This window comes from Mycoplana sp. ABR4_002, from assembly GCF_056159645.1.
Genome location: NZ_JBSWVO010000001.1, coordinates 2,303,656 through 2,323,338, shown reverse-complemented (window position 1 = coordinate 2,323,338; position 19,683 = coordinate 2,303,656). Strand labels below are relative to the sequence as shown.

The window sequence follows — 19,683 nt, the reverse complement described above, 5'->3', positions numbered from 1 at the left end:
GCACGATCATGTCAATCCTGGAAAAACACGTCCTCATCGAGCGCAACGCCACGCTGCTTCTGGTCGGCTCGCTGCTGGTCGTCACGGTCGGCGGCATCGTCGAGATCGCCCCGCTGTTCTATCTCGAGAACACCATCGAGAAGGTAGAGGGGATGCGGCCCTACACGCCGCTGGAGCTCGCCGGCCGCGACATTTATGTCCGCGAGGGCTGCTATGTCTGCCACAGCCAGATGATCCGGCCGTTCCGCGACGAGGTCGAGCGCTACGGCCACTATTCGCTCGCCGCCGAAAGCATGTACGACCATCCGTTCCAGTGGGGCTCGAAGCGCACCGGGCCGGACCTGGCCCGCGTCGGCGACCGCTACTCCAACGAGTGGCACGTGCAGCACCTGATCGAGCCGCGCTCGGTCGTGCCGGAATCGATCATGCCGAGCTACGCCTTTCTCAAGGAAACGCCGCTGAAGGTCTCCGACGTGACCATGCACCTGCGGGCAAACCGCGCGGTCGGCGTTCCCTACGACGACGTCATGCTCGACAACGCCGCGGCGGACCTCAAGGCGCAAGCCGATCCCGAGGCGGACACTTCCAGCCTCCTCGAGCGCTACCCCAAGGCCAAGACCGGCGACTTCGACGGCGACCCGCAGCAGCTGACCGAGATGGACGCGCTCGTTGCCTACCTGCAGATGCTCGGCACGCTGGTGGATTTCTCCACCTACGACGACGCCAGTGGCTACCGCTGAGGAGGGCGCCGATGGAGACCTACACCACCCTGCGGCACTTCGCCGACAGCTGGGGACTGCTCGCCATGACGATCTTCTTCGTCGCCGTCGTCCTCTTCACCTTGCGTCCCGGCGCGCGGAAGGCCGCCGAGAACGCCGCCGAAATCCCCCTCAAGGAGGACTGATACCGTGGCTGACAAGCACATTGACGACATCTCGGGCGTCGAGACCACCGGCCATGAGTGGGACGGCATCCGCGAACTGAACAACCCGATGCCGCGCTGGTGGGTCTGGACCTTCTACGCCACGATCGCCTGGGGACTGGCCTATACCATCGCCTATCCGGCCTGGCCGATGCTGTCGGATGCCACGCGCGGCATGCTCGGCTATTCGAGCCGCGCCGAGGTGGCCAAGGACCTCGAGGCGGCGCGCACGGCGCAGACGGTCCATGTCGAGCGGATCGCATCGACGCCGCTCGAGGGCATCCTCGCCGATCCGGAACTGCGGCAGTTCGCCGTCGCCGGCGGCGCCTCCGCCTTCAAGGTCAACTGCGCGCAGTGCCACGGATCGGGTGCGGCGGGCTCGCCGGGCTTTCCCAACCTGAACGACGGCGACTGGGTCTGGGGCGGCAGCATCGAGGCGATCTACCAGTCGATCGCGCACGGCATCCGCTTCGAGGGCGATCCCGACGCGCATGTCTCCGAAATGCCGGCCTTTGCCGACATGCTGCAGCCGGAGGAGACCAGGCAGGTGGCGGCCTATGTGGTCAGCCTCACCGGCACGCCCGCGGACCTCGCCATGGTCGCGCCCGGAAAACAGCTCTTCGGCGACAACTGTGCCTCGTGCCACGGCGACGATGCGCGGGGCAACCGCGAGATGGGGGCTCCCAACCTGGCCGACGCCATCTGGCTGAAGGGCGACACCGAGGCGGCGATCGCGAGCCAGATCCGCGCGCCGCGACATGGCGTGATGCCGGCCTGGCTGCCGCGGCTCGGCGAGCCGACCGTCAAGCAGCTCGCGGTGTTCGTGCATGCGCTGGGCGGCGGCGAATAGCGCCGGCCGGGCATTGGCGCCGTCGCGGTCGGGGTCCGTGCTCCGGCCGCTCCGACGAGCACCTAAAGATCGGACCAGACCGCCAGCTCGTATCCATCCGGGTCGGCGAAGTGGAAGCGCCGCCCGCCCGGGAACGAGAAGATTGGCTTGACGATCCTGCCGCCGGCCGTCTCGACGCCGGCGGCCGCGCCTTCGAGGTCGTCGGCAAAGAGGATCACCAGCGGCCCGCCGGCCGCGTTCACCGGCGCCAGCGTCGTGAAGCCGCCGGTCAGACGGCCATCCTGGAATTCGCAGTAGTCCGGGCCATAGTCCGTGAAGGTCCAGCCGAATGCGCCGCCATAGAATGCCTTGCTGCGGGCAATGTCGCCGACGTTGAGTTCGATATAGTCGATCTTGCGGTCCTTGCCTGACGTTGCCATTACGTCACTCCCTCCTGTTCCATCAAGCCTTTGAGTGCCTCAAGGTCGCGCGCGACATGCGCGGCGTCGGCCTCGAACGCGCTTTCGTCCATCCCGGGCAGGCGATACAGGGTGAACATCACCTCGGCCCCGTCGCCGTTCGGCACGATGCGCAGGGCATTCTCCACCCGGACGCCGTCGGGCATCGTCACGATGTGGTCGATCACGCCGAAACCGTTCGGTGGCGCAAAGCGGACGCGCACCGGGCCGATCGGGCCGCCGTCGGCAATCCACTCCTCGCCGTCCTGCGTCAGCCCGGCGGCGAGGCCGGATGCCCAAAGCGGCATTTTCCGCGGATCGGAGGCGAAGGCGTAGACCTCGCGCCAGGGACGGCGGACGGTGCGATGGACGACGCGGGCGGGCATGGTCGGCATGAGGTTTCCTCCGGTTCGCCCGAAGCATAGGGACGAACCGGAAAGATGTCGAACAAAAAGTGAACACGGGGCCGCCGGCCGCGTGACCGGGGCAGGGGGCGGCGCCCCGCAGGGCGCAATCAGTCGCGTGTCCAGATGGTCCCGTCGATCTTGCCGCGCAGTTCGGGGTAGTCGGCGGCGTGGAAGGTCGGCACGCGGCCGGCCTTGCGCTGGTCGAAATAGTCCTTCGTCAGCTTGGCGACCGTTCCGGACAGAAGCAGGATCGCAATCAGGTTGATCGTCGCCATCAGTCCCATTGACGCGTCGGCGGCATCGAACACCGTGGCGATGCTCTCGTAGGCGCCCCAGACGACCATCAACAGCACCGCGACCCGCATGATCGTCAGACCGGTGCGGTTGCCGGCACCGAGGAAGGTGAGGGCGTTCTCGGCGTAGGAATAGTTGCCGATGATCGACGTGAAGGCGAAGAAGAAGATCGCAATCGCGATGAAGGAGGAGCCCGCGCCGCCGATGTGGGCGCTCATCGCCGCCTGTGTCAGCTGCGTGCCCGTGACGCCGCTTTCGGGGACGAGCGCGCCGGACAGCAGGATCATCACCGAGGTCGCGGTGCAGATGAGGATCGTGTCGATGAACACCCCGAGCGCCTGGACGAAGCCCTGCGAGGAGGGGTGGTGCGGATCGGGCGTGGCGACGGCGGCAATGTTGGGCGCCGAGCCCATGCCGGCCTCGTTGGAGAAGAGGCCGCGCTTGACGCCGTTGAGCATGGCGGCGGCGATGCCACCGGTGATGCCGCCGGCCGCCTCGTGCCAGCCGAAGGCGCTTGCGACGATCGTTCCGATCACGCCGGGGACCAGCGAGGCGTTGGCGACCAGCACCCAGACGGCCATCAGCAGATAGGCGACGGCCATGAACGGCACGACCACCTCGGCCACCCGCGCGATCTGCCTGATGCCGCCGAAGATGACCGCGCCGGTGATCGCCGCGACGACCAGGCCGACCGCGATCTTCGGCACGCCGAAGGCGCCCTGCATCGCATCGGCGATCGAATTGGCCTGGACGGCGTTGAAGATCAGGCCGAAGGAGAGGATGAGGCAGACGGAGAAGATCGCGCCGGCCCAGGGGGCGCCCAGCCCGTGGGCGATGTAGAAGGCCGGCCCGCCGCGATACTGGCCTTCTTCGTTCCTGGTCTTGTAGAGCTGCGCCAGCGCACTCTCGGCATAGGCCGTCGCCATGCCCACCAGGGCCACCATCCACATCCAGAACGTGGCCCCCGGGCCGCCGAGGTAGAGGGCGACGGCGACGCCGGCGAGGTTGCCGGTACCGACCCGCGAGGCGAGGCTGACCGTCAGCGCCTGGAACGGGCTGATGCCGGCCTTGTCCTCCCTCTCGCTGCTCCTGATGACGCGGAACATTTCCGGAAAATGGCGAAACTGCAGGAAACCGAGCCGGAAGGTGAAATAGAGACCGACCGCAAGCAGGCCGTAGATCAGGACATAGCCCCAGAAGATCGTGTTGAGGAAACTGATGATCGCATCCATGGTCCTATCCCCTTTCCTGGCTGGCTTGCCACCCGTCGCGACAGCATATGGTCGTTGTCGGCTGCGTCATCGCGCCACGGCCGCTTCCCGAGGGAGTTAGGGCCAAACTTGACACAGATCAACGATGCAGGCCGGTGCCGGCCGCATTGTCCGGGCCTATCCAACGGATATTCCGGTGCTCTTTCCATGAATGATTTGTCTCCCGGCCTGCTTCCGCCGACCGTCGAACGCCTCGAGGCCGAGGCGGTCAATTCGGCGAGGCTCCGCAAGCCACTCTACGAAAGGCGCAGGAAGATCTTCCCGAAGCGGGCCGAGGGCCGGTTCCGGCGCTTCAAGTGGATCGTGATGCTGGTCACGCTCGGCATCTACTACCTGACGCCCTGGCTGCGCTGGGATCGCGGCGCGCATGCGCCCGACCAGGCGGTGCTGGTCGACCTTGCCGGCCGGCGGTTCTACTTCTTCTTCATCGAGATCTGGCCGCAGGAGTTCTTCTTCGTGGCCGGATTGCTCGTGATGGCGGGGTTCGGACTGTTCCTCGTCACCTCGGCCTGCGGGCGCGCCTGGTGCGGCTATGCCTGCCCGCAGACGGTGTGGGTGGATCTGTTCCTCGTCGTCGAGCGGGCGGTCGAAGGGGACCGCAACGCGCGCATGAAGCTCGATGCCGGCCCGTGGAGCTTCGACAAGCTGCGCAAGCGCATCGTCAAGCACGCCGCCTGGCTGGCGATCGCGGTTGCCACCGGGGGCGCCTGGATCTTCTATTTCGCCGATGCGCCGACCCTGATGAGCCGGTTCGTCACCTTCGACGCCGCGCCCGTGGCCTACATCACCGTCGGCGTGCTGACGGCGACCACCTATATCTTTGGTGGGCTGATGCGCGAGCAGGTCTGCACCTATATGTGCCCGTGGCCGCGCATTCAGGCGGCGATGCTGGATGAGAACTCGCTGGTCGTCACCTACAACGACTGGCGCGGCGAGCCCCGCTCGCGCCACGCCAAGAAAGCGCTGGCCGCCGGCGACAGCGTCGGCGACTGCGTGGACTGCAACGCCTGCGTCGCCGTCTGTCCAATGGGTATCGACATCCGCGACGGACAACAGCTCGAATGCATCACCTGCGCGCTCTGCATCGACGCCTGCGACGGGGTGATGGACAAGATCGGAAAGGAACGCGGCCTGATCGCCTATGCCACGCTGTCGGACTACGCCGCCAACATGGCGCTCGCCACCGATGGCGGCGCGGGGTCGATCGATCCGGCGCGCGTCCACGCGCCGGACGGCCGCCTGTCTGCCAGGGTGAAGCCGTTCGACTGGCGGGTGATCGTCCGCCCGCGCACGCTGTTTTATCTCGCCGTCTGGACGCTCGCGGGGCTGGGGCTTCTGATCGCGCTCGTCTCGCGCGACCGGCTCGGGCTCAACGTCCTGCACGACCGCAATCCGCAATATGTGATCGAGTCCGACGGTTCGATCCGCAACGGCTACGAGGTCAAGCTTCTGAACATGATCCCGGAGCCGCGTGTGATCACGCTCTCGATCGACGGGCTGCCGCATGCGACCATGCGCGTTGCCGGCCAGGACAGCGGCGACGGCCGCCGCTTCGAGGTTGCGGTCACACCGGACAAGGTGACGGCGCTGAAGGTGTTCGTCACGCTGCCGAAGGACTTCCGCGCCGAGGCCGGCGACGGCTTCCGGCTGGTGGCGGAGGACCGGCCCGGAAACGAGCGCAGCACCTACGACGCCATGTTCAGCGTTCCGGGAGGTGTGCAATGAGCCGGACTGTCGGGAAGAGAAAACCGTTCGTCTTCACCGGCTGGCACATGCTGGGCGTGATGGCGCTGTTTTTCGGCACCGTCATAGGCATCAATCTCGTGATGGCCTGGAACGCCATCAGCAGCTGGAGCGGGCTGGTGGTGCCCAACTCCTATGTCGCAAGCCAGCAGTTCAACGCCAAGGTCAAGGCTGCCGAGGCGTTTGCGGCGAGCGGCTATACGGGCGAGCTCGACGTCAGCGACGGCCGCGTCCGCTACCAGCTGCGCGACGCCGACGGGCAGCCGGTCACGGGCGGCAGCGTGACGGCGACGTTCAAGCGGCCGGTCGACGAACGCGGCGACTTCCGGCTGCCGCTTGCCGCCGACAGCGCGGGCAACTACTCTGCGGTGCAATCCATCCCGCCCGGCCAGTGGATCGCCGACATCGGCACCGTCCGGGACGGCGCGCCGCTCTTTCATCAGACGATCCGGCTGGTCGTCGCAGGAGGCAGGCCATGAGTTGCTGTGCACCGGGTACCGAAGGGGCGCTGGGCGTCGCGGCGACCGGTGCCCTGCCGTCGGCGGAGGAACTGAGGCTTGCTAGCCGCGACCTCGGCGCGGGTCTGCGGCAGACCGACCTGAGCGTGCCGGGCGTCCACTGCGGCGCCTGCATCGCCACGCTTGAGGACGCCCTGCGGGCGCTGCCGCAGGTCGAGCACGCCCGCGTCAACCTGACGGCGAAACGCGTCTCGGTGCGCTGGCGCGACGAGAACGGCTTCGACCCGCGGGCGATCGTCACCGCGGTCGCGGGCAGGGGCTATGCCGCCCATCTCTACACCGCCCCGCTGGCGGGTGAGGACGAACTGCGCAACCAACTGATCCGGGCCGTGGCGGTGTCCGGCTTCGCCGCCATGAACATCATGCTGCTGTCGGTGTCGGTCTGGTCAGGCGCCGAAGCCTCGACCCGCGACCTGTTCCACTGGATCTCCGCGCTGATCGCCGGGCCGGTGCTGATCTATGCCGGCCGCTTCTTCTTCCGCTCGGCCTGGGGGGCGCTGAAGCACGGCCGCACCAACATGGACGTGCCGATCTCGCTCGCGGTCACGCTGTCCTACTTCGTCTCGCTCTGGGAGACGATCCACCACGGCGAGCATGCCTGGTTCGACGCCACCGTGACGCTGCTGTTCTTCCTGCTGATCGGCCGGACGCTGGACCACGTCATGCGCGACCGGGCCCGTTCGGCGATCACCAGCCTTGCCAGGCTCTCGCCGCGCGGCGCCCTGCTGGTGGCAGAGGACGGTACGCGCGAGTACCGGCCGATCGAGGAGATCGCGGTCGGCGACCGGCTCTCGGTCGCCGCCGGGGATCGAATCGCCGTCGATGCCCGCGTCGTTTCCGGCCGCAGCGATGTCGACCGCTCGCTGGTCAGCGGCGAAAGCGCGCCGGTGACGGCGGGGCCGGGGATGACGCTCGAGGCCGGGGTGATGAACCTGACGGGGGCGCTCGTCGTGGAGGCGACCGCCGTCGCGCGCGAGTCCTTTCTTGCCGAGGTGATCGGCCTGATGGAAGCGGCCGAGGGCGGGCGCGCGCGCTACCGCCGCATCGCCGACCGCGCCGCCTCCTACTACTCGCCGGCGGTCCACCTGCTGGCACTGGTCTCCTTTGTCGGCTGGGGTCTCCATGACGGCGACTGGAAGCACGCGATGCTGGTGGCGGTCGCCGTGCTGATCATCACCTGCCCGTGCGCGCTCGGCCTTGCCGTGCCGGTGGTGCAGGTGGTCGCGGCCGGGCGCCTGTTCGGGGCCGGCGTCATGGTCAAGGACGGTTCGGCCATGGAGCGGCTCGCGGAGATCGACGCCGCGCTGTTCGACAAGACCGGGACGCTGACGATGGGGACACCGCGCCTCGTGGAGCGGCGAAGCGCGCAGGGCGCCAATGACGACGGGCCGTTCGCCGTCGCCGCGGTGATGGCCGGGCATTCGCGCCATCCGCTGTCGGCCGCGCTGGCGGCCGCCCATGCCGGGCCCTTGCCGCAGGTCGGCGCCGTCGCCGAATTTCCCGGCTGCGGCCTTGAGACGGTGACGGCGGAGGGTACCTGGCGGCTCGGAAACCGCGCCTTTGCCGGCGGCGGGGCAGGGGACGAGGCGTCGGAAGACGACTCCGGCGCCCCGGAGGTCGTGCTGTCGCTCGACGGCCGGCCGGTCGAGACCTACCGGTTCGAGGACCGGCTGCGGCCGGGCGCGCGGGACACCATCGGCCGGCTGGGCAAAGACGGGATCGAGGTCGGCATTCTCTCCGGCGACCGGCCCGCCGTGGTCGAACGCGTTGCCGCCCGCCTTGGCATCGGTCGCTGGGAAGCCGCCCTTGCGCCGCGCGACAAGACCGAGGCGGTCAAGGCGAGCACGGCCGCGGGCCACCGGGTGCTGATGGTCGGCGACGGCATCAACGACGCGCCGGCGCTGTCGGCCGCGCATGTCTCGATGGCGCCGGCGACGGCCGCCGACATCGGCCGGCAGGCGGCCGACCTCGTCTTCCTGCGAGACGGGCTGGACGCCGTGGCCTTCGCGGTCGACACGGCGCGCCGCGCGGGGCGGCTGATCCGGCAGAACTTCGCGCTGGCGATCGGCTACAACGTCATCGCCGTGCCGGTGGCGATCCTCGGCCACGCGACGCCGCTGGTTGCGGCCGTCGCCATGTCCACCTCCTCGATCATCGTCGTGGCCAATTCGCTGCGGCTCGGAACCCGGGCGCCGGCCGGCGCGGATGCGGCCCGCCGAGAGCCGACGGACGGCCGGGTGCAGCCCGCATGAGCATGCTGGTGTACCTCATCCCGATCGCGCTGTTGCTTGGCGGGCTCGGCCTCGTGGCCTTCCTGTGGTCGATCCGCAGCGGCCAGTACGACGATCTCGACGGCGCCGCCTGGCGGGCGCTCGACGACGGGGACGGGGCCACTCGGCACGTGCGCCAGCCGGATCGGCAACGCCGGCCGCCGTGATGAAACGGATGAAAATTCAAACATCTTCTTGTGATAAATCGATTTGAGTGCCAAAACCGCAGCTGCCGAAGGTCGAGAGCTCCCAACCCTTCCTCCGGCTCATCAGTTTTGCGCACGGCCTGATCTCGTCGTTCGGCCAGGCGCCATTTCCGAACGGAGGTAACAACGTGGCACAGGCGGAAATCGGTTTGATCGGTCTCGGCGTGATGGGGTCGAATCTGGCGCTCAACATCGCCGAGAAGGGCAACAGGATCGCGGTCTTCAACCGTACGGTCGCCCGCACCCGCGAGTTCTACGAGGAGGCGGGGGCGCTGAAGGACAACATCGTGCCCTGCGACACGATCGAGGATTTCGTCGCCGCCATCCGCCCGCCGCGGCCGATCATCATCATGATCCAGGCGGGTGCCGCCGTCGACCAGCAGATGGAGTTGCTGCGCCCCTATCTTTCGCCGAGCGACATCATGATCGACGCCGGCAACGCCAATTTCCGCGACACGATGCGCCGCTTCGACGCGCTGAAGGACAGCGGCCTGACCTTCATCGGCATGGGTGTTTCCGGCGGCGAGGAGGGCGCGCGCCATGGCCCCTCGATCATGGTCGGCGGCACGGAGGATTCCTGGAAGCGCGTCGAGAAGGTGCTGACCTCGATCGCGGCCAAGTACAACGGCGAGCCCTGTGTCGACTGGCTCGGCGAGAACGGCGCGGGCCATTTCGTCAAGACGATCCACAACGGCATCGAGTATGCCGACATGCAGATGATCGCCGAAATCTACGGCATCCTGCGCGACGGGCTGAAAATGGGCGCGGCCGAGATCGGCGAGGTGTTCGCCACCTGGAACAAGGGGCGGCTGAACTCCTACCTGATCGAGATTACGGCCAAGGTGCTGGCGGCCGTCGATCCGATCGGCGGCAAGCCGATGGTCGACATGATCCTGGACAAGGCCGGTCAGAAGGGGACCGGCAAGTGGTCGGTGATCGAGGCCCAGAACATGGGCGTGCCGGCGACGGCCATCGAGGCCGCGGTGGCGGCGCGATCGATCTCGTCGATGAAGGGCGAGCGCGAGGCGGCGGAGAAGATCCTCGGCCTGCCGACCGTGCCGGAACTGGCTGTCGCGGACCGCGCCGCCTTCATCAAGAACCTCGAAAGCGCGCTGCTGGCGGCCAAGATCGGCGCCTACGCGCAAGGGTTCACCGTCATGTCCGCCGCCTCCAGGGAGTTCGGCTGGAACCTGCCGATGCCGACCATCGCCAAGATCTGGCGCGCCGGCTGCATCATCCGCTCGCAGTTCCTCGATGAGATCACCACGGCCTTCACCAAGAACCCCGACGCCGCCAACCTGATCGTCACCCCGGCCTTTGCCGCCATGGTGAAGGAAACGGACGGCGCGTTGCGCAGCGTCGTCTCGACCGCCGTGCTGGGTGGTCTGCCGGTGCCGGCGCTGGCTTCGGCACTCGGCTATTTCGACAGCTACCGGCGCGCGCGCGGTACGGCCAACCTGATCCAGGCGCAGCGCGACTTTTTCGGCGCGCACGGTTTCGACCGCGTCGACGATGCCGACAGCCACCACGGTCCCTGGGGCTCCGGCGCTTCGGCCTGAGCCGCGGCAGGGTTGACAGGACGCGAGGGCTGGCGCCATGGCGCCGGCCCTTTTCGTTCGAGCCGATGCGCCCGAGCGCGGGTCAGTCCGTCGTGATCGGATAGCTGAGCGTCTGCAATTCGGCGGCGGGCAGGCCGTCGATGCGGCCGACGACGGCGCGGGCCAGTTCACGGCCGGCAAGACGGATATCCTCGCGGATCGTCATCACCTCCGGCCGCAGCCAGTTGAGGAAGGCACTCGGCTCCTTCGAGGCGATGTCGATGTCGTGGCCGATCTGCCGTCCGGAGGCCTCGACCGCCGCGATCAGCGCGACGGCGCCCGAGCCGCTGCCCGAGACGATGCCGTCGGGCGCGCCGCTCGCCCGCATCACCCTCTCGCAGGCCGCACGGATCTCCGGCAGGCCGGAATCGAGATTGACCTCGCTGAAGGGATGGATCGATGCGCCGAAGTCGTGCACGGCCCGCTCGAAGCCGGTGCGCATGTGGATGTTGAAGGTCAGGTGGGGCGGCGGCTCCAGCAGCATCAGGTGCCGCCGGCCGCGCTCCACCAGGCGCCGCACCGCCTCGTAGGCGAAGCGCTCGTTGTCGAAATCGTGATAGGGGTGCTCCAGCCCCATCACCGTGCGGCCGTGGGTGACGAAGGGCAGGTTGCGCTCCATCATCAGCGCCACGCGCGCGTCTTTCGGCTCGGTGCGCGAGATGATCACGCCGTCGGCGGCGCCGGTCTCGAGGATGTAGCGGATCGGGTCCAGCGCGTTCTCCGCCGTGCGGTAGGGCGTGACGACCAGATGGTACTGGGTCGGCGCGAGGATTTCCGAGATGCCGGCGACGAGCGGGCTGGTCAGGCCCATGATCTCTTCCTCCAGGCTCAGCACCAGGCTGATGACGTTGGTCTTGCCGGTGCGCAGCCTGACCCCGGCGCGGTTGGGCTGGTAGCCGACCTGGCGCGCGACCAGGCGGACGCGCTCCTTCGTCTCCTGGCTGATGTCGGGCGCGTCCTTGAGCGCTCGCGATACCGTCGTGACGCCGAGGCCGGTCATGAAGGCGATCGTCTTCAGCGTCGGCCGCTCCGATCCGCTCAGCCTGACCTCACCCTGTTCCTTGTTGGACCTGTTCATGCGCCCCGCCTCCTCCTCGCTGCTGGCCGGTTATCATGGTTCTCGTCCGGCCGCCACTCCTTGGGGTTCGATCATTCTGTAACGATACAGTATCACTGTCGAGCCCATCTTCAACGCCGTTGATGTGCTTGTGAGGCTGACAAGGGCGGGGCGTGGCGTGCCGATCGAAGGCGCCTGGAACAACGCACAAGTTGGTCAGTGTTCTGCTTAAACTAAGAAAAACAATAAGGTAGATTAGGGTATGCGAATTTCTTAGTTGCCGTCAAAACTCTTCGATCGTTTCACGAGCCCCCGCAGTGTGAAAAATGCAGGATATCGTGACGAGCCCGCTTGCGCGACCGGGCGGCTTGATCTAACTTTCATCTGTAACGTTTCAGTGAGGGAGGAGACTCATGAAATTTCGTTCCGCGGTCGCCGGTCTGGCGGCAACGGTCGCGCTGCCGCTCGTTGCGGCCCACGCGACGGACCTGGAGGTGACGCACTGGTGGACGTCCGGCGGCGAGGCGGCGGCGGTGGCCGAGCTGGCCAAGGCCTACGACGCCAGCGGCAACAAGTGGGTCGACGGCGCCATCGCCGGGGCGGGCGGCACCGCGCGCCCGATCATGGTCAGCCGGATCACCGGCGGCGACCCGATGGGGGCGACACAGTTCAACCACGGGCGCCAGGCCGAGGAGCTGGTGCAGGAGGGGTTGATGCGCGACCTGACCGACGTCGCCGCGCGCGAGAACTGGAAGGATATCATCCGGCCGGCCAGCCTGCTCGACAGCTGCACCATCGACGGCAAGATCTACTGCGCACCGGTCAACATTCATTCCTGGCAGTGGCTGTGGTTGTCGAACGCCGCCTTCGAGAAGGCCGGGGTGGCGGTGCCGAAGAACTGGGACGAACTGGTCGCTGCGGCGCCGGCGCTGGAAAAGGCCGGGATCGTGCCGCTCGCGGTCGGCGGCCAACCGTGGCAGGCGAACGGTGCCTTCGACGTGCTGATCCTGGCGCTCGCCGGCAAGGACGTCTTCCTGCAGGTCTTCGGCGACAAGGACGCCGAGGTGGCGGCCGGTCCGGAGATGGCGCGGGTGTTCAAGGCGGCCGACGACGCGCGCCGCATGTCCCGGGGCACGAACGTGCAGGACTGGAACCAGGCGACCAACATGGTGATCACCGGCAAGGCCGGCGGCCAGATCATGGGGGACTGGGCCCAGGGCGAGTTCCAGCTGGCCGGGCTGAAGGCCGGCGAGGACTACACCTGCCTGCCCGGTCTCGGCCTGAACGAGATGATCGCCACCGGTGGCGATGCCTTCTACTTCCCGCTGCTGGAGGACGAGGAAAAGGCGAAGGCGCAGGAAGCGCTGGCTTCGACGCTGGTCAGCCCGGCGACCCAGGTCGCCTTCAACCTCAAGAAGGGGTCTCTGCCGGTGCGCGGCGACGTCGATCTCGCAGCCGCCAACGACTGCATGAAGAAGGGGCTCGACATCCTTGCCAGGGGCAACGTGATCCGCTGGACCGACCAGTTGCTCTCGGCCGACAGCCAGAAGCAGAAGGAGGACCTCTTCTCCGAGTTCTTCGCCAATCCCTCGATCACCCCGGAGGACGCGCAGAAGCGCTTCGCCGCGATCATCGCGTCTGCGGACTGATCGCCCTGCATCCGCCGGTCGCCGGCCCGGATCCGGGCCGGCGGTCCTGAGACATGACGGACAGGGGAGGAGACCCATGCCGGGCCACGCTCGCAACCGCCGGCCGAGGCGACTGCTGCGCCATCTGAATGCCAAGATCGCATCGATCCCGATGATGCTGACCGCCGTCGTGATCTTTCTCGGCGGCACGCTCTGGACGGTTCTTTATTCCTTCACGAGCTCGAAGCTGCTGCCGCGCCTGAAGTTCGTCGGCTTCGACCAGTACGAGCGGCTGTGGGCGGCGCCGCGCTGGCTGCAGTCGATCGAGAACCTCGCCGTCTACGGCGTGCTGTCGCTGGTGTTCAGCATGGTGATCGGTTTCGTGCTGGCGGCGCTGATGGACCAGAAGATCCGGTTCGAAAACACGTTCCGGACGATCTTCCTCTATCCCTTCGCGCTGTCCTTCATCGTCACCGGGCTCGTCTGGCAGTGGCTGCTCAATCCCCAGCACGGCGTCCAGTCGGTGGTGCGGGCGCTCGGCTGGAGCGGCTTCGACTTCGATCCGCTCTACACCCCGAGCATCGTCATCTACGGCATCCTGATCGCGGCGCTGTGGCAGGGCACGGGGCTGGTCATGTGCCTGATGCTGGCGGGCTTGCGCGGCATCGACGAGGACATCTGGAAGGCGGCGCGGGTGGACGGCATCCCGATCTGGAAGACCTACCTGTTCGTCGTCATCCCGATGATGCGGCCGGTGTTCGTCACCACGCTCGTGATCGTCGCAAGCGGCATCGTGCGGGTCTACGACCTGGTCGTGGCGCAGACCAGCGGCGGGCCGGGCATCGCCTCGGACGTGCCGGCGAAATATGTCTACGACTACATGTTCCAGGCACAGAACCTCGGCCAGGGGTTCGCCGCCTCCACCATGATGCTGATCACGGTCGCGATCATCATCGTTCCCTGGGCCTATCTGGAATTCGGAGGAGGGCGCAAGCGTGTCTGACCGGGGTCACCTGAAGAAATCCGCTGTGTCGACGGCCGCCATCGCCGGGCCGGGCGGCGCCGTTCCCCGCGGCGCGAGGCCGCGCCGGCTCCTGACACCGCGGACGATCATCGTCTACGGCACGCTCGGTGTCGCCGCGCTCTACTATCTGCTGCCGCTCTACGTGATGATCGTCACGTCGCTGAAGGGCATGCCGGAGATTCGCATCGGCAACATCTTCTCGCCGCCGATGGAGATCACCTTCGAGCCCTGGGTGAAGGCCTGGTCGAGTGCCTGCACCGGGTTGAACTGCGACGGCCTCTCGCGCGGGTTCTGGAACTCCGTCATCATCACCGTGCCGTCGACGCTGATCTCGATCGCGATCGCCTCGGTCAACGGCTATGCGCTGTCGAACTGGCGCTTCAAGGGGGCCGACGTCTTCTTCACCATCCTGATCGTCGGCGCCTTCATTCCCTACCAGGTGATGCTCTATCCGATCGTGATCGTGCTGCGCGAGATCGGCCTCTACGGCTCGCTTTCCGGGCTCATCGTCGTGCACACCATCTTCGGCATGCCGATCCTGACGCTGCTGTTCCGAAACTACTTCGCCGGCCTGCCGGAGGAACTGTTCAAGGCGGCGCGCGTCGACGGCGCGGGCTTCTGGGGGATCTACCTCCGCATCATGGTGCCGATGTCGATGCCGATCTTCGTCGTCGCGATGATCCTGCAGGTGACCGGCATCTGGAACGACTTCCTGTTCGGCGTCGTCTTCACCCGGCCGGAGTACTACCCGATGACGGTGCAGCTCAACAACATCGTCAACTCGGTCCAGGGCGTGAAGGAATACAACGTCAACATGGCCGCGACCATACTGACCGGCGCCGTACCCCTCATCGTCTATTTTGTCTCCGGCCGGCTGTTCGTCCGCGGCATCGCCGCCGGTGCAGTGAAAGGATAAGCGCAATGACCAGCGTTTCCGTCAAAGACCTGAAACTGAGCTTCGGCCAGGTGACCGTGCTGGACCAGTTGAACCTCGACATCCAGGAGGGCGAGTTCCTCGTGCTGCTCGGCTCGTCGGGCTGCGGCAAGTCGACCCTGCTCAACTGCATCGCCGGGCTGCTCGACATCACCGACGGGCAGATCCACATCAACGGTCGCAACGTCACCTGGGACGAGCCGAAGGACCGCGGCATCGGCATGGTGTTCCAGTCCTATGCGCTCTATCCGCAGATGACGGTGGAGAAGAACCTGTCGTTCGGCCTGAAGGTGGCCAAGGTGCCGCAACCCGAGATCGACCGGCGCGTGGCGCGTGCCGCGGAAATCCTGCAGATCGGCCCACTACTGAAGCGCAAGCCGTCGGAGCTTTCCGGCGGCCAGCGTCAGCGCGTGGCGATCGGCCGGGCGCTGGTGCGCGACGTCGACGTGTTCCTGTTCGACGAGCCGCTGTCAAACCTCGACGCCAAGCTGCGCTCGGAACTGCGCGTCGAAATCAAGCGGTTGCACCAGTCCCTGCGCAACACGATGATCTATGTCACCCACGACCAGATCGAGGCGCTGACACTGGCCGACCGCATCGCCATCATGAAGGGCGGCGTGATCCAGCAGCTCGCCGACCCGAACACCATTTACAATGCGCCGAAGAACCTGTTCGTCGCCGGCTTCATCGGCTCGCCGTCGATGAATTTCCTGCACGGCGAGATCGTCGCGGGTACCGACGGCGGCGCCATCTTCATCGCCGACGGCGTGCGTTTCTCGCTCGACCGCTATGTCGCGGGCGAGGCGCTTGCGCCCGGACGCAAGGTCGTTCTCGGCGTCCGCCCCGAGCACGTGACGGTCGACGAAGCCGGCGCCACCGGCGAGATCCATGAGGCCGTCGTCGACATCGAAGAGCCGATGGGCGCCGACAACCTGTTGTGGTTGCGGCATGCCGGCCATACCATGTCGGTACGCACAGCAGGCGCCCGGCGCTTCCAGCCGGGTTCGAGGGTGAGACTGTCGTTCGACATGTCGCTGGCGTCGGTGTTCGACGCGGCGAGCGAAGAACGGATCTGAAACGGGCGGCAGAGGGCCGCCCAGCCGATCGTCAGAGACCTGCAGCCCTCGTCCGCTCGCCGGAGGTTCCGGCAAGCGAGGAGAAGGGCGGAGCTTCGGGGGCGCGTCCCCGAGCGAAGGCGGGCACCGCAAAATCACCGGTACGGACCATTCGAGGCCAGGCAAATGAACGCAACGTCAGACATCACCGCGATTGACCTCGCCGGCACCTGGCAGCTGTCGACGACGGAGGGTGGCCATACGGCGCCGATGGTCGTGCCCGGCGACGTCCACAGCGCCCTGCTGGCCGCGGGCCTCATTCCGGACCCGTATGTCGGGCGCAACGAGCGCGAGGTGCAGTGGGTGGCGGAGGCCGACTGGGCAATCGAGCGCGCCTTCCACGTCAGCGCCGACATGCTTCAGGCGCGCTGGTACCTCGACATCTGCAGCATCGATACGGTCGCTTCGGTGTATGTCAACGGCGTGCTGGTGCAGGACACCGACAACTGCTTCCGGCGCTATCGGCCCGACGTGACCGAAGCCCTGCAGGCGGGCCAGAACACGCTGCGCGTCGTCATTCATTCCGCCATCGCCGCCGCCGCCGCGCGTCAGGCGGACCAGCCGTTCTTCGTTCCCTGGCACGAGGGCAACTCGCCGATCGCCAACGGCAACATGCTGCGCAAGCCGCAATGCCATTTCGGCTGGGACTGGAACCTCGCGATCGCCCCGCTCGGCATCTACGGCGCGATCGTCCTGCGCAAATTGGAGATCGCCCGCATCGAGCACGTCACGACGCGCCAGTTCCATCATGCCGACGGTGCGGTCGACCTCTATGTCACCGCGACCTTCGTTGCCGAGGAGCCCGGCATCCTGCCGGTGCACTTCTCGCTCGACGGCGAACGCGTGCGGCTCGACATCGGCGTCAACGCCGGCGAGACGGTGCTGACCCATCTGTTCCGCGTCGATGCGCCACGGCTGTGGTGGCCGGCCGGCAGCGGCGAGCAGGAGCTGTCGCGGGTCGTGGTCGAGACGCCGGCCGAGACGGTGACGCGGACGGTCGGCTTTCGCAACGTCGAACTGGTGACCGACCGGGACGAGGCCGGAAGCCGGTTTGCGCCGCGCGTCAACGGCCGGGACCTCTTCTGCCGCGGCACAAACTGGATTCCGGCGGACGCGCTGTTCTCGCGGGTGACGAAGCAGGGCGTGCGCGACCTGCTGCAATCGGCGGTTGAGGCCAACATGAACATGGTGCGCGTCTGGGGCGGCGGGTTCTACGAGCCGGACTGGTTCTACGACCTGTGCGACGAGCTGGGACTGATGGTCTGGCAGGATTTCATGTTCGCCTGCAATCTTTATCCCTCGACGCCGGACTTCCTCGATAACGTCGCTGCCGAGGTGGACTACCAGGTGCGGCGGCTCTGCTCGCACCCTTCGATCGTGCTGTGGTGCGGCGACAACGAACTCATCGGCGCGCTGGGCTGGTTCGACGCCTCGCGCAAGGATCGCGACCGCTATCTCGTATCCTACGACCGGCTGAACCGCACGATCGAACTGGCGCTGAAGAAGGCGGCGCCGGGCGCGATCTGGTGGCCGTCGAGCCCGGCCTCCGGCTATCTCGACTTCGGCGACGCCTGGCACGCCGACGGCTCGGGCGACATGCATTACTGGTCGGTCTGGCACGAGAACAAGCCGTTCCACGACTATCGCCGCGTGCGTCCGCGCTTCTGCTCGGAGTTCGGCTTCCAGTCCTACACCTCGATGCCGGTCATCCGCCGGTTTGCCGACGAGCGCGACTTCAACATCGCCTCGCCGGTGATGGAGTGGCACCAGAAGAACGCAGGCGGCAACGAGCGGATCGCGGCCACCATGTTCCGCTACTTCCGCTTTCCCAAGGACTTCGAAAGCTTCGTCTATCTCAGCCAGATCCAGCAGGGGCTGGCGATCCGCACCGCCGTCGACTACTGGCGGTCGCTGAAGCCGCATTGCATGGGCACGCTCTACTGGCAGCTCAACGATACCTGGCCGGTCGCCTCCTGGTCGAGCCTCGATCACGGCGGCAGCTGGAAGGCGATGCACTACATGGCGCGTCGCTTCTTCCAGCCGGTGGCCGTCGCCGCCGTTCCCGCGCCGGACGGGGCGCGGGTCGACCTGTCGATGGTCAACGACACGGCTGGCCCGGTCGAGGTTGCGCTCAGCACCTGGCTCGTCACACTGTCCGGCGAGAAGCGCCCGCTCCGCGAGGTTTCAGCGGTCTGCGGACCGGACCGGGCCGAGATCCTGCTTTCGGTTGAGGTCGCCGACCTGCCGGACGACATGCTCCTGTTCTGGCGTTTCGAGGCGTCGAACGGCATGCGCGGCGAGGGCCACCATGTGTCCGTGCCCTACAAGGCGCTCGACCTGCAGCCGTCCGGACTGGCGCTGAAGGCCGTGCGACGCGCCGACGGCGCCTATGACGTCACGGCCGCGTCGGCGGCGCTTGCGCTTTATGTTTTAGTCGAAGCAAATGTTGCAGGCCGTTGGTCTGACAACGCTATCGATATTTTGGCGGGGGAGGAGCGGACGCTGGTCTTTACGCCGGTGGAGCCGGCCGGAGCCGGTGGGCCGCCCACCTTCCACGCCCTTGACCTCCACGCCTGCCAGTCGCCTTCCGGCGACCGGGCAACCAGCCGCCATCCTGCCAAGACCGTTCGAGGAGACCGCTAAGTGCAGACCATCAGTTTCCAGCTCTACAGCGCCCGCAACTTCCAGCCCTTTTCCGACGTGTTCCGTCTGGTCTCGAGGGCGGGCTACCGCCAGGTCGAGGGCTACGGTGCCCTCTATGCCGCCCTTGACCCTGACGCGATCGCCGCGACCAAGGCGGATCTCGACAGGAACGACCTGACCATGCCCACCGCCCATTTCGGCCTCGACATGCTGGAGAACGAGGTCGATCGCGTATTGCAGATTGCCCGGCTGCTCGGCATCAGGGCGATCTACTGCCCCTATCTGCTGCCCGAACATCGCCCGGCGGACGCCGCCGGCTGGCGCGCCTTCGGCGAGCGGCTGCAGAAGGCGTCCGATCCCTATCGCTGGGCCGGGCTCGACTTCGGCTGGCACAACCATGACTTCGAGTTCGCCGCGCTGCCGGACGGCACCTGCCCGCAGGACCACATCTTCGCCGGCGGACCCGACCTGTCCTGGGAGGCCGATATCGCCTGGATCGTGCGGGGCGGGGCGGATCCGTTCGCCTGGATCGAAAAGTATGCCGACCGCATCACCGCGGTGCACGTGAAGGACATTGCCCCGGCCGGCGAGGCCACGGACGAGGACGGCTGGGCCGACGTCGGCCACGGCACGGTGCCCTGGGGCGACCTGATGAAGGCCCTTGGCGCCACCAAGGCCCGGTATTTCATCGTCGAGCACGACAACCCCAAGGACCTGGGCCGGCTCGCCGACCGGTCGATCGCCGCGATCCGCTCCTTCTGAGCGG

18 protein-coding genes are annotated in these 19,683 nt (G+C 67.1%); 14 read left to right on the top strand and 4 right to left on the bottom strand.

Annotation, left to right across the window (positions count from 1 at the left end; genetic code table 11):
- Positions 1-8 precede the first annotated feature (8 nt).
- Genes ccoO through ccoP form a run of 3 tightly spaced genes read left to right on the top strand, consistent with a single transcriptional unit; the run spans position 9 to position 1,772 of the window.
- Positions 9-740 (top strand): cytochrome-c oxidase, cbb3-type subunit II, encoded by a 732-nt coding sequence (ccoO, locus tag ACXAGF_RS11210; protein WP_475017029.1) that lies wholly within the window; start codon positions 9-11, stop codon positions 738-740.
- A gap of 11 nt (positions 741-751) precedes the next feature.
- Positions 752-904 (top strand): cbb3-type cytochrome c oxidase subunit 3, encoded by a 153-nt coding sequence (locus ACXAGF_RS11205; protein WP_475017027.1) that lies wholly within the window; start codon positions 752-754, stop codon positions 902-904.
- 4 nt (positions 905-908) lie between these two features.
- Positions 909-1,772, top strand: coding sequence for a cytochrome-c oxidase, cbb3-type subunit III (gene ccoP / locus ACXAGF_RS11200; RefSeq protein WP_475017026.1), 864 nt, complete (start codon positions 909-911; stop codon positions 1,770-1,772).
- Positions 1,773-1,834: 62 nt separating this feature from the next.
- On the opposite strand, the gene ACXAGF_RS11195 is transcribed toward ccoP, so the two are convergent.
- From ACXAGF_RS11195 to ACXAGF_RS11185, 3 genes are all read right to left on the bottom strand, one after another.
- Positions 1,835-2,191 carry a VOC family protein gene (locus ACXAGF_RS11195; protein WP_475017025.1) on the bottom strand — a complete coding sequence of 119 codons (357 nt, stop codon included), beginning with the start codon at positions 2,189-2,191 and terminating at the stop codon, positions 1,835-1,837.
- Positions 2,191-2,604: an SRPBCC family protein gene (locus tag ACXAGF_RS11190; RefSeq protein WP_475017024.1), complete on the bottom strand. Its 414-nt coding sequence runs from the start codon at positions 2,602-2,604 to the stop codon at positions 2,191-2,193. The genes ACXAGF_RS11195 and ACXAGF_RS11190 overlap by 1 nt, the downstream gene beginning before the upstream one ends.
- 119 nt (positions 2,605-2,723) lie before the next feature.
- Complete coding sequence (locus ACXAGF_RS11185; RefSeq protein WP_475017022.1) at positions 2,724-4,142, bottom strand: alanine/glycine:cation symporter family protein; 1,419 nt, start codon at positions 4,140-4,142, stop codon at positions 2,724-2,726.
- A gap of 186 nt (positions 4,143-4,328) precedes the next feature.
- Between ACXAGF_RS11185 and ccoG the strand changes: the two genes are divergently transcribed.
- The 5 genes from ccoG (at position 4,329) to gndA (ending at position 10,477) form a co-directional block, all read left to right on the top strand.
- Entirely contained in the window at positions 4,329-5,906 is a 1,578-nt protein-coding gene (ccoG, locus tag ACXAGF_RS11180; protein WP_475017020.1) for a cytochrome c oxidase accessory protein CcoG, read from the top strand.
- Entirely contained in the window at positions 5,903-6,403 is a 501-nt protein-coding gene (locus ACXAGF_RS11175; RefSeq protein ID WP_475017018.1) for a FixH family protein, read from the top strand. Before ccoG ends, ACXAGF_RS11175 begins: the two co-directional genes overlap by 4 nt.
- Entirely contained in the window at positions 6,400-8,694 is a 2,295-nt protein-coding gene (locus ACXAGF_RS11170; protein WP_475017016.1) for a heavy metal translocating P-type ATPase, read from the top strand. The genes ACXAGF_RS11175 and ACXAGF_RS11170 overlap by 4 nt, the downstream gene beginning before the upstream one ends.
- Positions 8,691-8,879, top strand: coding sequence for a cbb3-type cytochrome oxidase assembly protein CcoS (gene ccoS / locus ACXAGF_RS11165; RefSeq protein WP_475017014.1), 189 nt, complete (start codon positions 8,691-8,693; stop codon positions 8,877-8,879). Before ACXAGF_RS11170 ends, ccoS begins: the two co-directional genes overlap by 4 nt.
- Before the next feature lie 167 nt (positions 8,880-9,046).
- Positions 9,047-10,477 (top strand): NADP-dependent phosphogluconate dehydrogenase, encoded by a 1,431-nt coding sequence (gene gndA / locus ACXAGF_RS11160; RefSeq protein ID WP_475017012.1) that lies wholly within the window; start codon positions 9,047-9,049, stop codon positions 10,475-10,477.
- Positions 10,478-10,559: 82 nt separating this feature from the next.
- On the opposite strand, the gene ACXAGF_RS11155 is transcribed toward gndA, so the two are convergent.
- Complete coding sequence (locus ACXAGF_RS11155) at positions 10,560-11,594, bottom strand: LacI family transcriptional regulator (protein WP_475017011.1); 1,035 nt, start codon at positions 11,592-11,594, stop codon at positions 10,560-10,562.
- Between the two features lie 392 nt (positions 11,595-11,986).
- Here ACXAGF_RS11155 and ACXAGF_RS11150 point away from each other — a divergent pair, with 392 nt between their 5' ends.
- From ACXAGF_RS11150 to ACXAGF_RS11125, 6 genes are all read left to right on the top strand, one after another.
- Positions 11,987-13,222, top strand: a complete 1,236-nt coding sequence (locus ACXAGF_RS11150; protein ID WP_475017010.1) for an ABC transporter substrate-binding protein — start codon at positions 11,987-11,989, stop codon at positions 13,220-13,222.
- Between the two features lie 76 nt (positions 13,223-13,298).
- Positions 13,299-14,204: a carbohydrate ABC transporter permease gene (locus ACXAGF_RS11145; RefSeq protein ID WP_475017008.1), complete on the top strand. Its 906-nt coding sequence runs from the start codon at positions 13,299-13,301 to the stop codon at positions 14,202-14,204.
- The gene (locus ACXAGF_RS11140) at positions 14,197-15,141 is read left to right on the top strand and encodes a carbohydrate ABC transporter permease (RefSeq protein ID WP_475017006.1); all 945 of its coding nucleotides are present in this window, start codon (positions 14,197-14,199) and stop codon (positions 15,139-15,141) included. The genes ACXAGF_RS11145 and ACXAGF_RS11140 overlap by 8 nt, the downstream gene beginning before the upstream one ends.
- Before the next feature lie 5 nt (positions 15,142-15,146).
- Positions 15,147-16,235: an ABC transporter ATP-binding protein gene (locus ACXAGF_RS11135; protein WP_475017004.1), complete on the top strand. Its 1,089-nt coding sequence runs from the start codon at positions 15,147-15,149 to the stop codon at positions 16,233-16,235.
- A 165-nt stretch (positions 16,236-16,400) separates the two neighbouring features.
- The gene (locus tag ACXAGF_RS11130; protein WP_475017003.1) at positions 16,401-18,917 is read left to right on the top strand and encodes a beta-mannosidase; all 2,517 of its coding nucleotides are present in this window, start codon (positions 16,401-16,403) and stop codon (positions 18,915-18,917) included.
- Positions 18,918-19,679 carry a sugar phosphate isomerase/epimerase family protein gene (locus ACXAGF_RS11125; protein WP_475017002.1) on the top strand — a complete coding sequence of 254 codons (762 nt, stop codon included), beginning with the start codon at positions 18,918-18,920 and terminating at the stop codon, positions 19,677-19,679.
- Positions 19,680-19,683 lie beyond the last annotated feature (4 nt).

Excerpts from the sequence above, each read along its gene's own strand:
- ccoG (WP_475017020.1), top strand. The coding sequence starts at position 4,329 with ATGAATGATTTGTCTCCCGGCCTGCTTCCGCCGACCGTCGAACGCCTC.
- ACXAGF_RS11155 (WP_475017011.1), bottom strand. The coding sequence starts at position 11,594 with ATGAACAGGTCCAACAAGGAACAGGGTGAGGTCAGGCTGAGCGGATCG.
- ACXAGF_RS11145 (WP_475017008.1), top strand. The coding sequence starts at position 13,299 with ATGCCGGGCCACGCTCGCAACCGCCGGCCGAGGCGACTGCTGCGCCAT.
- ACXAGF_RS11205 (WP_475017027.1), top strand. The coding sequence starts at position 752 with ATGGAGACCTACACCACCCTGCGGCACTTCGCCGACAGCTGGGGACTG.
- ccoS (WP_475017014.1), top strand. The coding sequence starts at position 8,691 with ATGAGCATGCTGGTGTACCTCATCCCGATCGCGCTGTTGCTTGGCGGG.
- ACXAGF_RS11175 (WP_475017018.1), top strand. The coding sequence starts at position 5,903 with ATGAGCCGGACTGTCGGGAAGAGAAAACCGTTCGTCTTCACCGGCTGG.
- ACXAGF_RS11135 (WP_475017004.1), top strand. The coding sequence starts at position 15,147 with ATGACCAGCGTTTCCGTCAAAGACCTGAAACTGAGCTTCGGCCAGGTG.
- ACXAGF_RS11130 (WP_475017003.1), top strand. The coding sequence starts at position 16,401 with ATGAACGCAACGTCAGACATCACCGCGATTGACCTCGCCGGCACCTGG.
- ACXAGF_RS11195 (WP_475017025.1), bottom strand. The coding sequence starts at position 2,191 with ATGGCAACGTCAGGCAAGGACCGCAAGATCGACTATATCGAACTCAAC.
- ACXAGF_RS11185 (WP_475017022.1), bottom strand. The coding sequence starts at position 4,142 with ATGGATGCGATCATCAGTTTCCTCAACACGATCTTCTGGGGCTATGTC.
- ccoO (WP_475017029.1), top strand. The coding sequence starts at position 9 with ATGTCAATCCTGGAAAAACACGTCCTCATCGAGCGCAACGCCACGCTG.
- ACXAGF_RS11190 (WP_475017024.1), bottom strand. The coding sequence starts at position 2,604 with ATGCCGACCATGCCCGCCCGCGTCGTCCATCGCACCGTCCGCCGTCCC.
- ACXAGF_RS11150 (WP_475017010.1), top strand. The coding sequence starts at position 11,987 with ATGAAATTTCGTTCCGCGGTCGCCGGTCTGGCGGCAACGGTCGCGCTG.
- ACXAGF_RS11170 (WP_475017016.1), top strand. The coding sequence starts at position 6,400 with ATGAGTTGCTGTGCACCGGGTACCGAAGGGGCGCTGGGCGTCGCGGCG.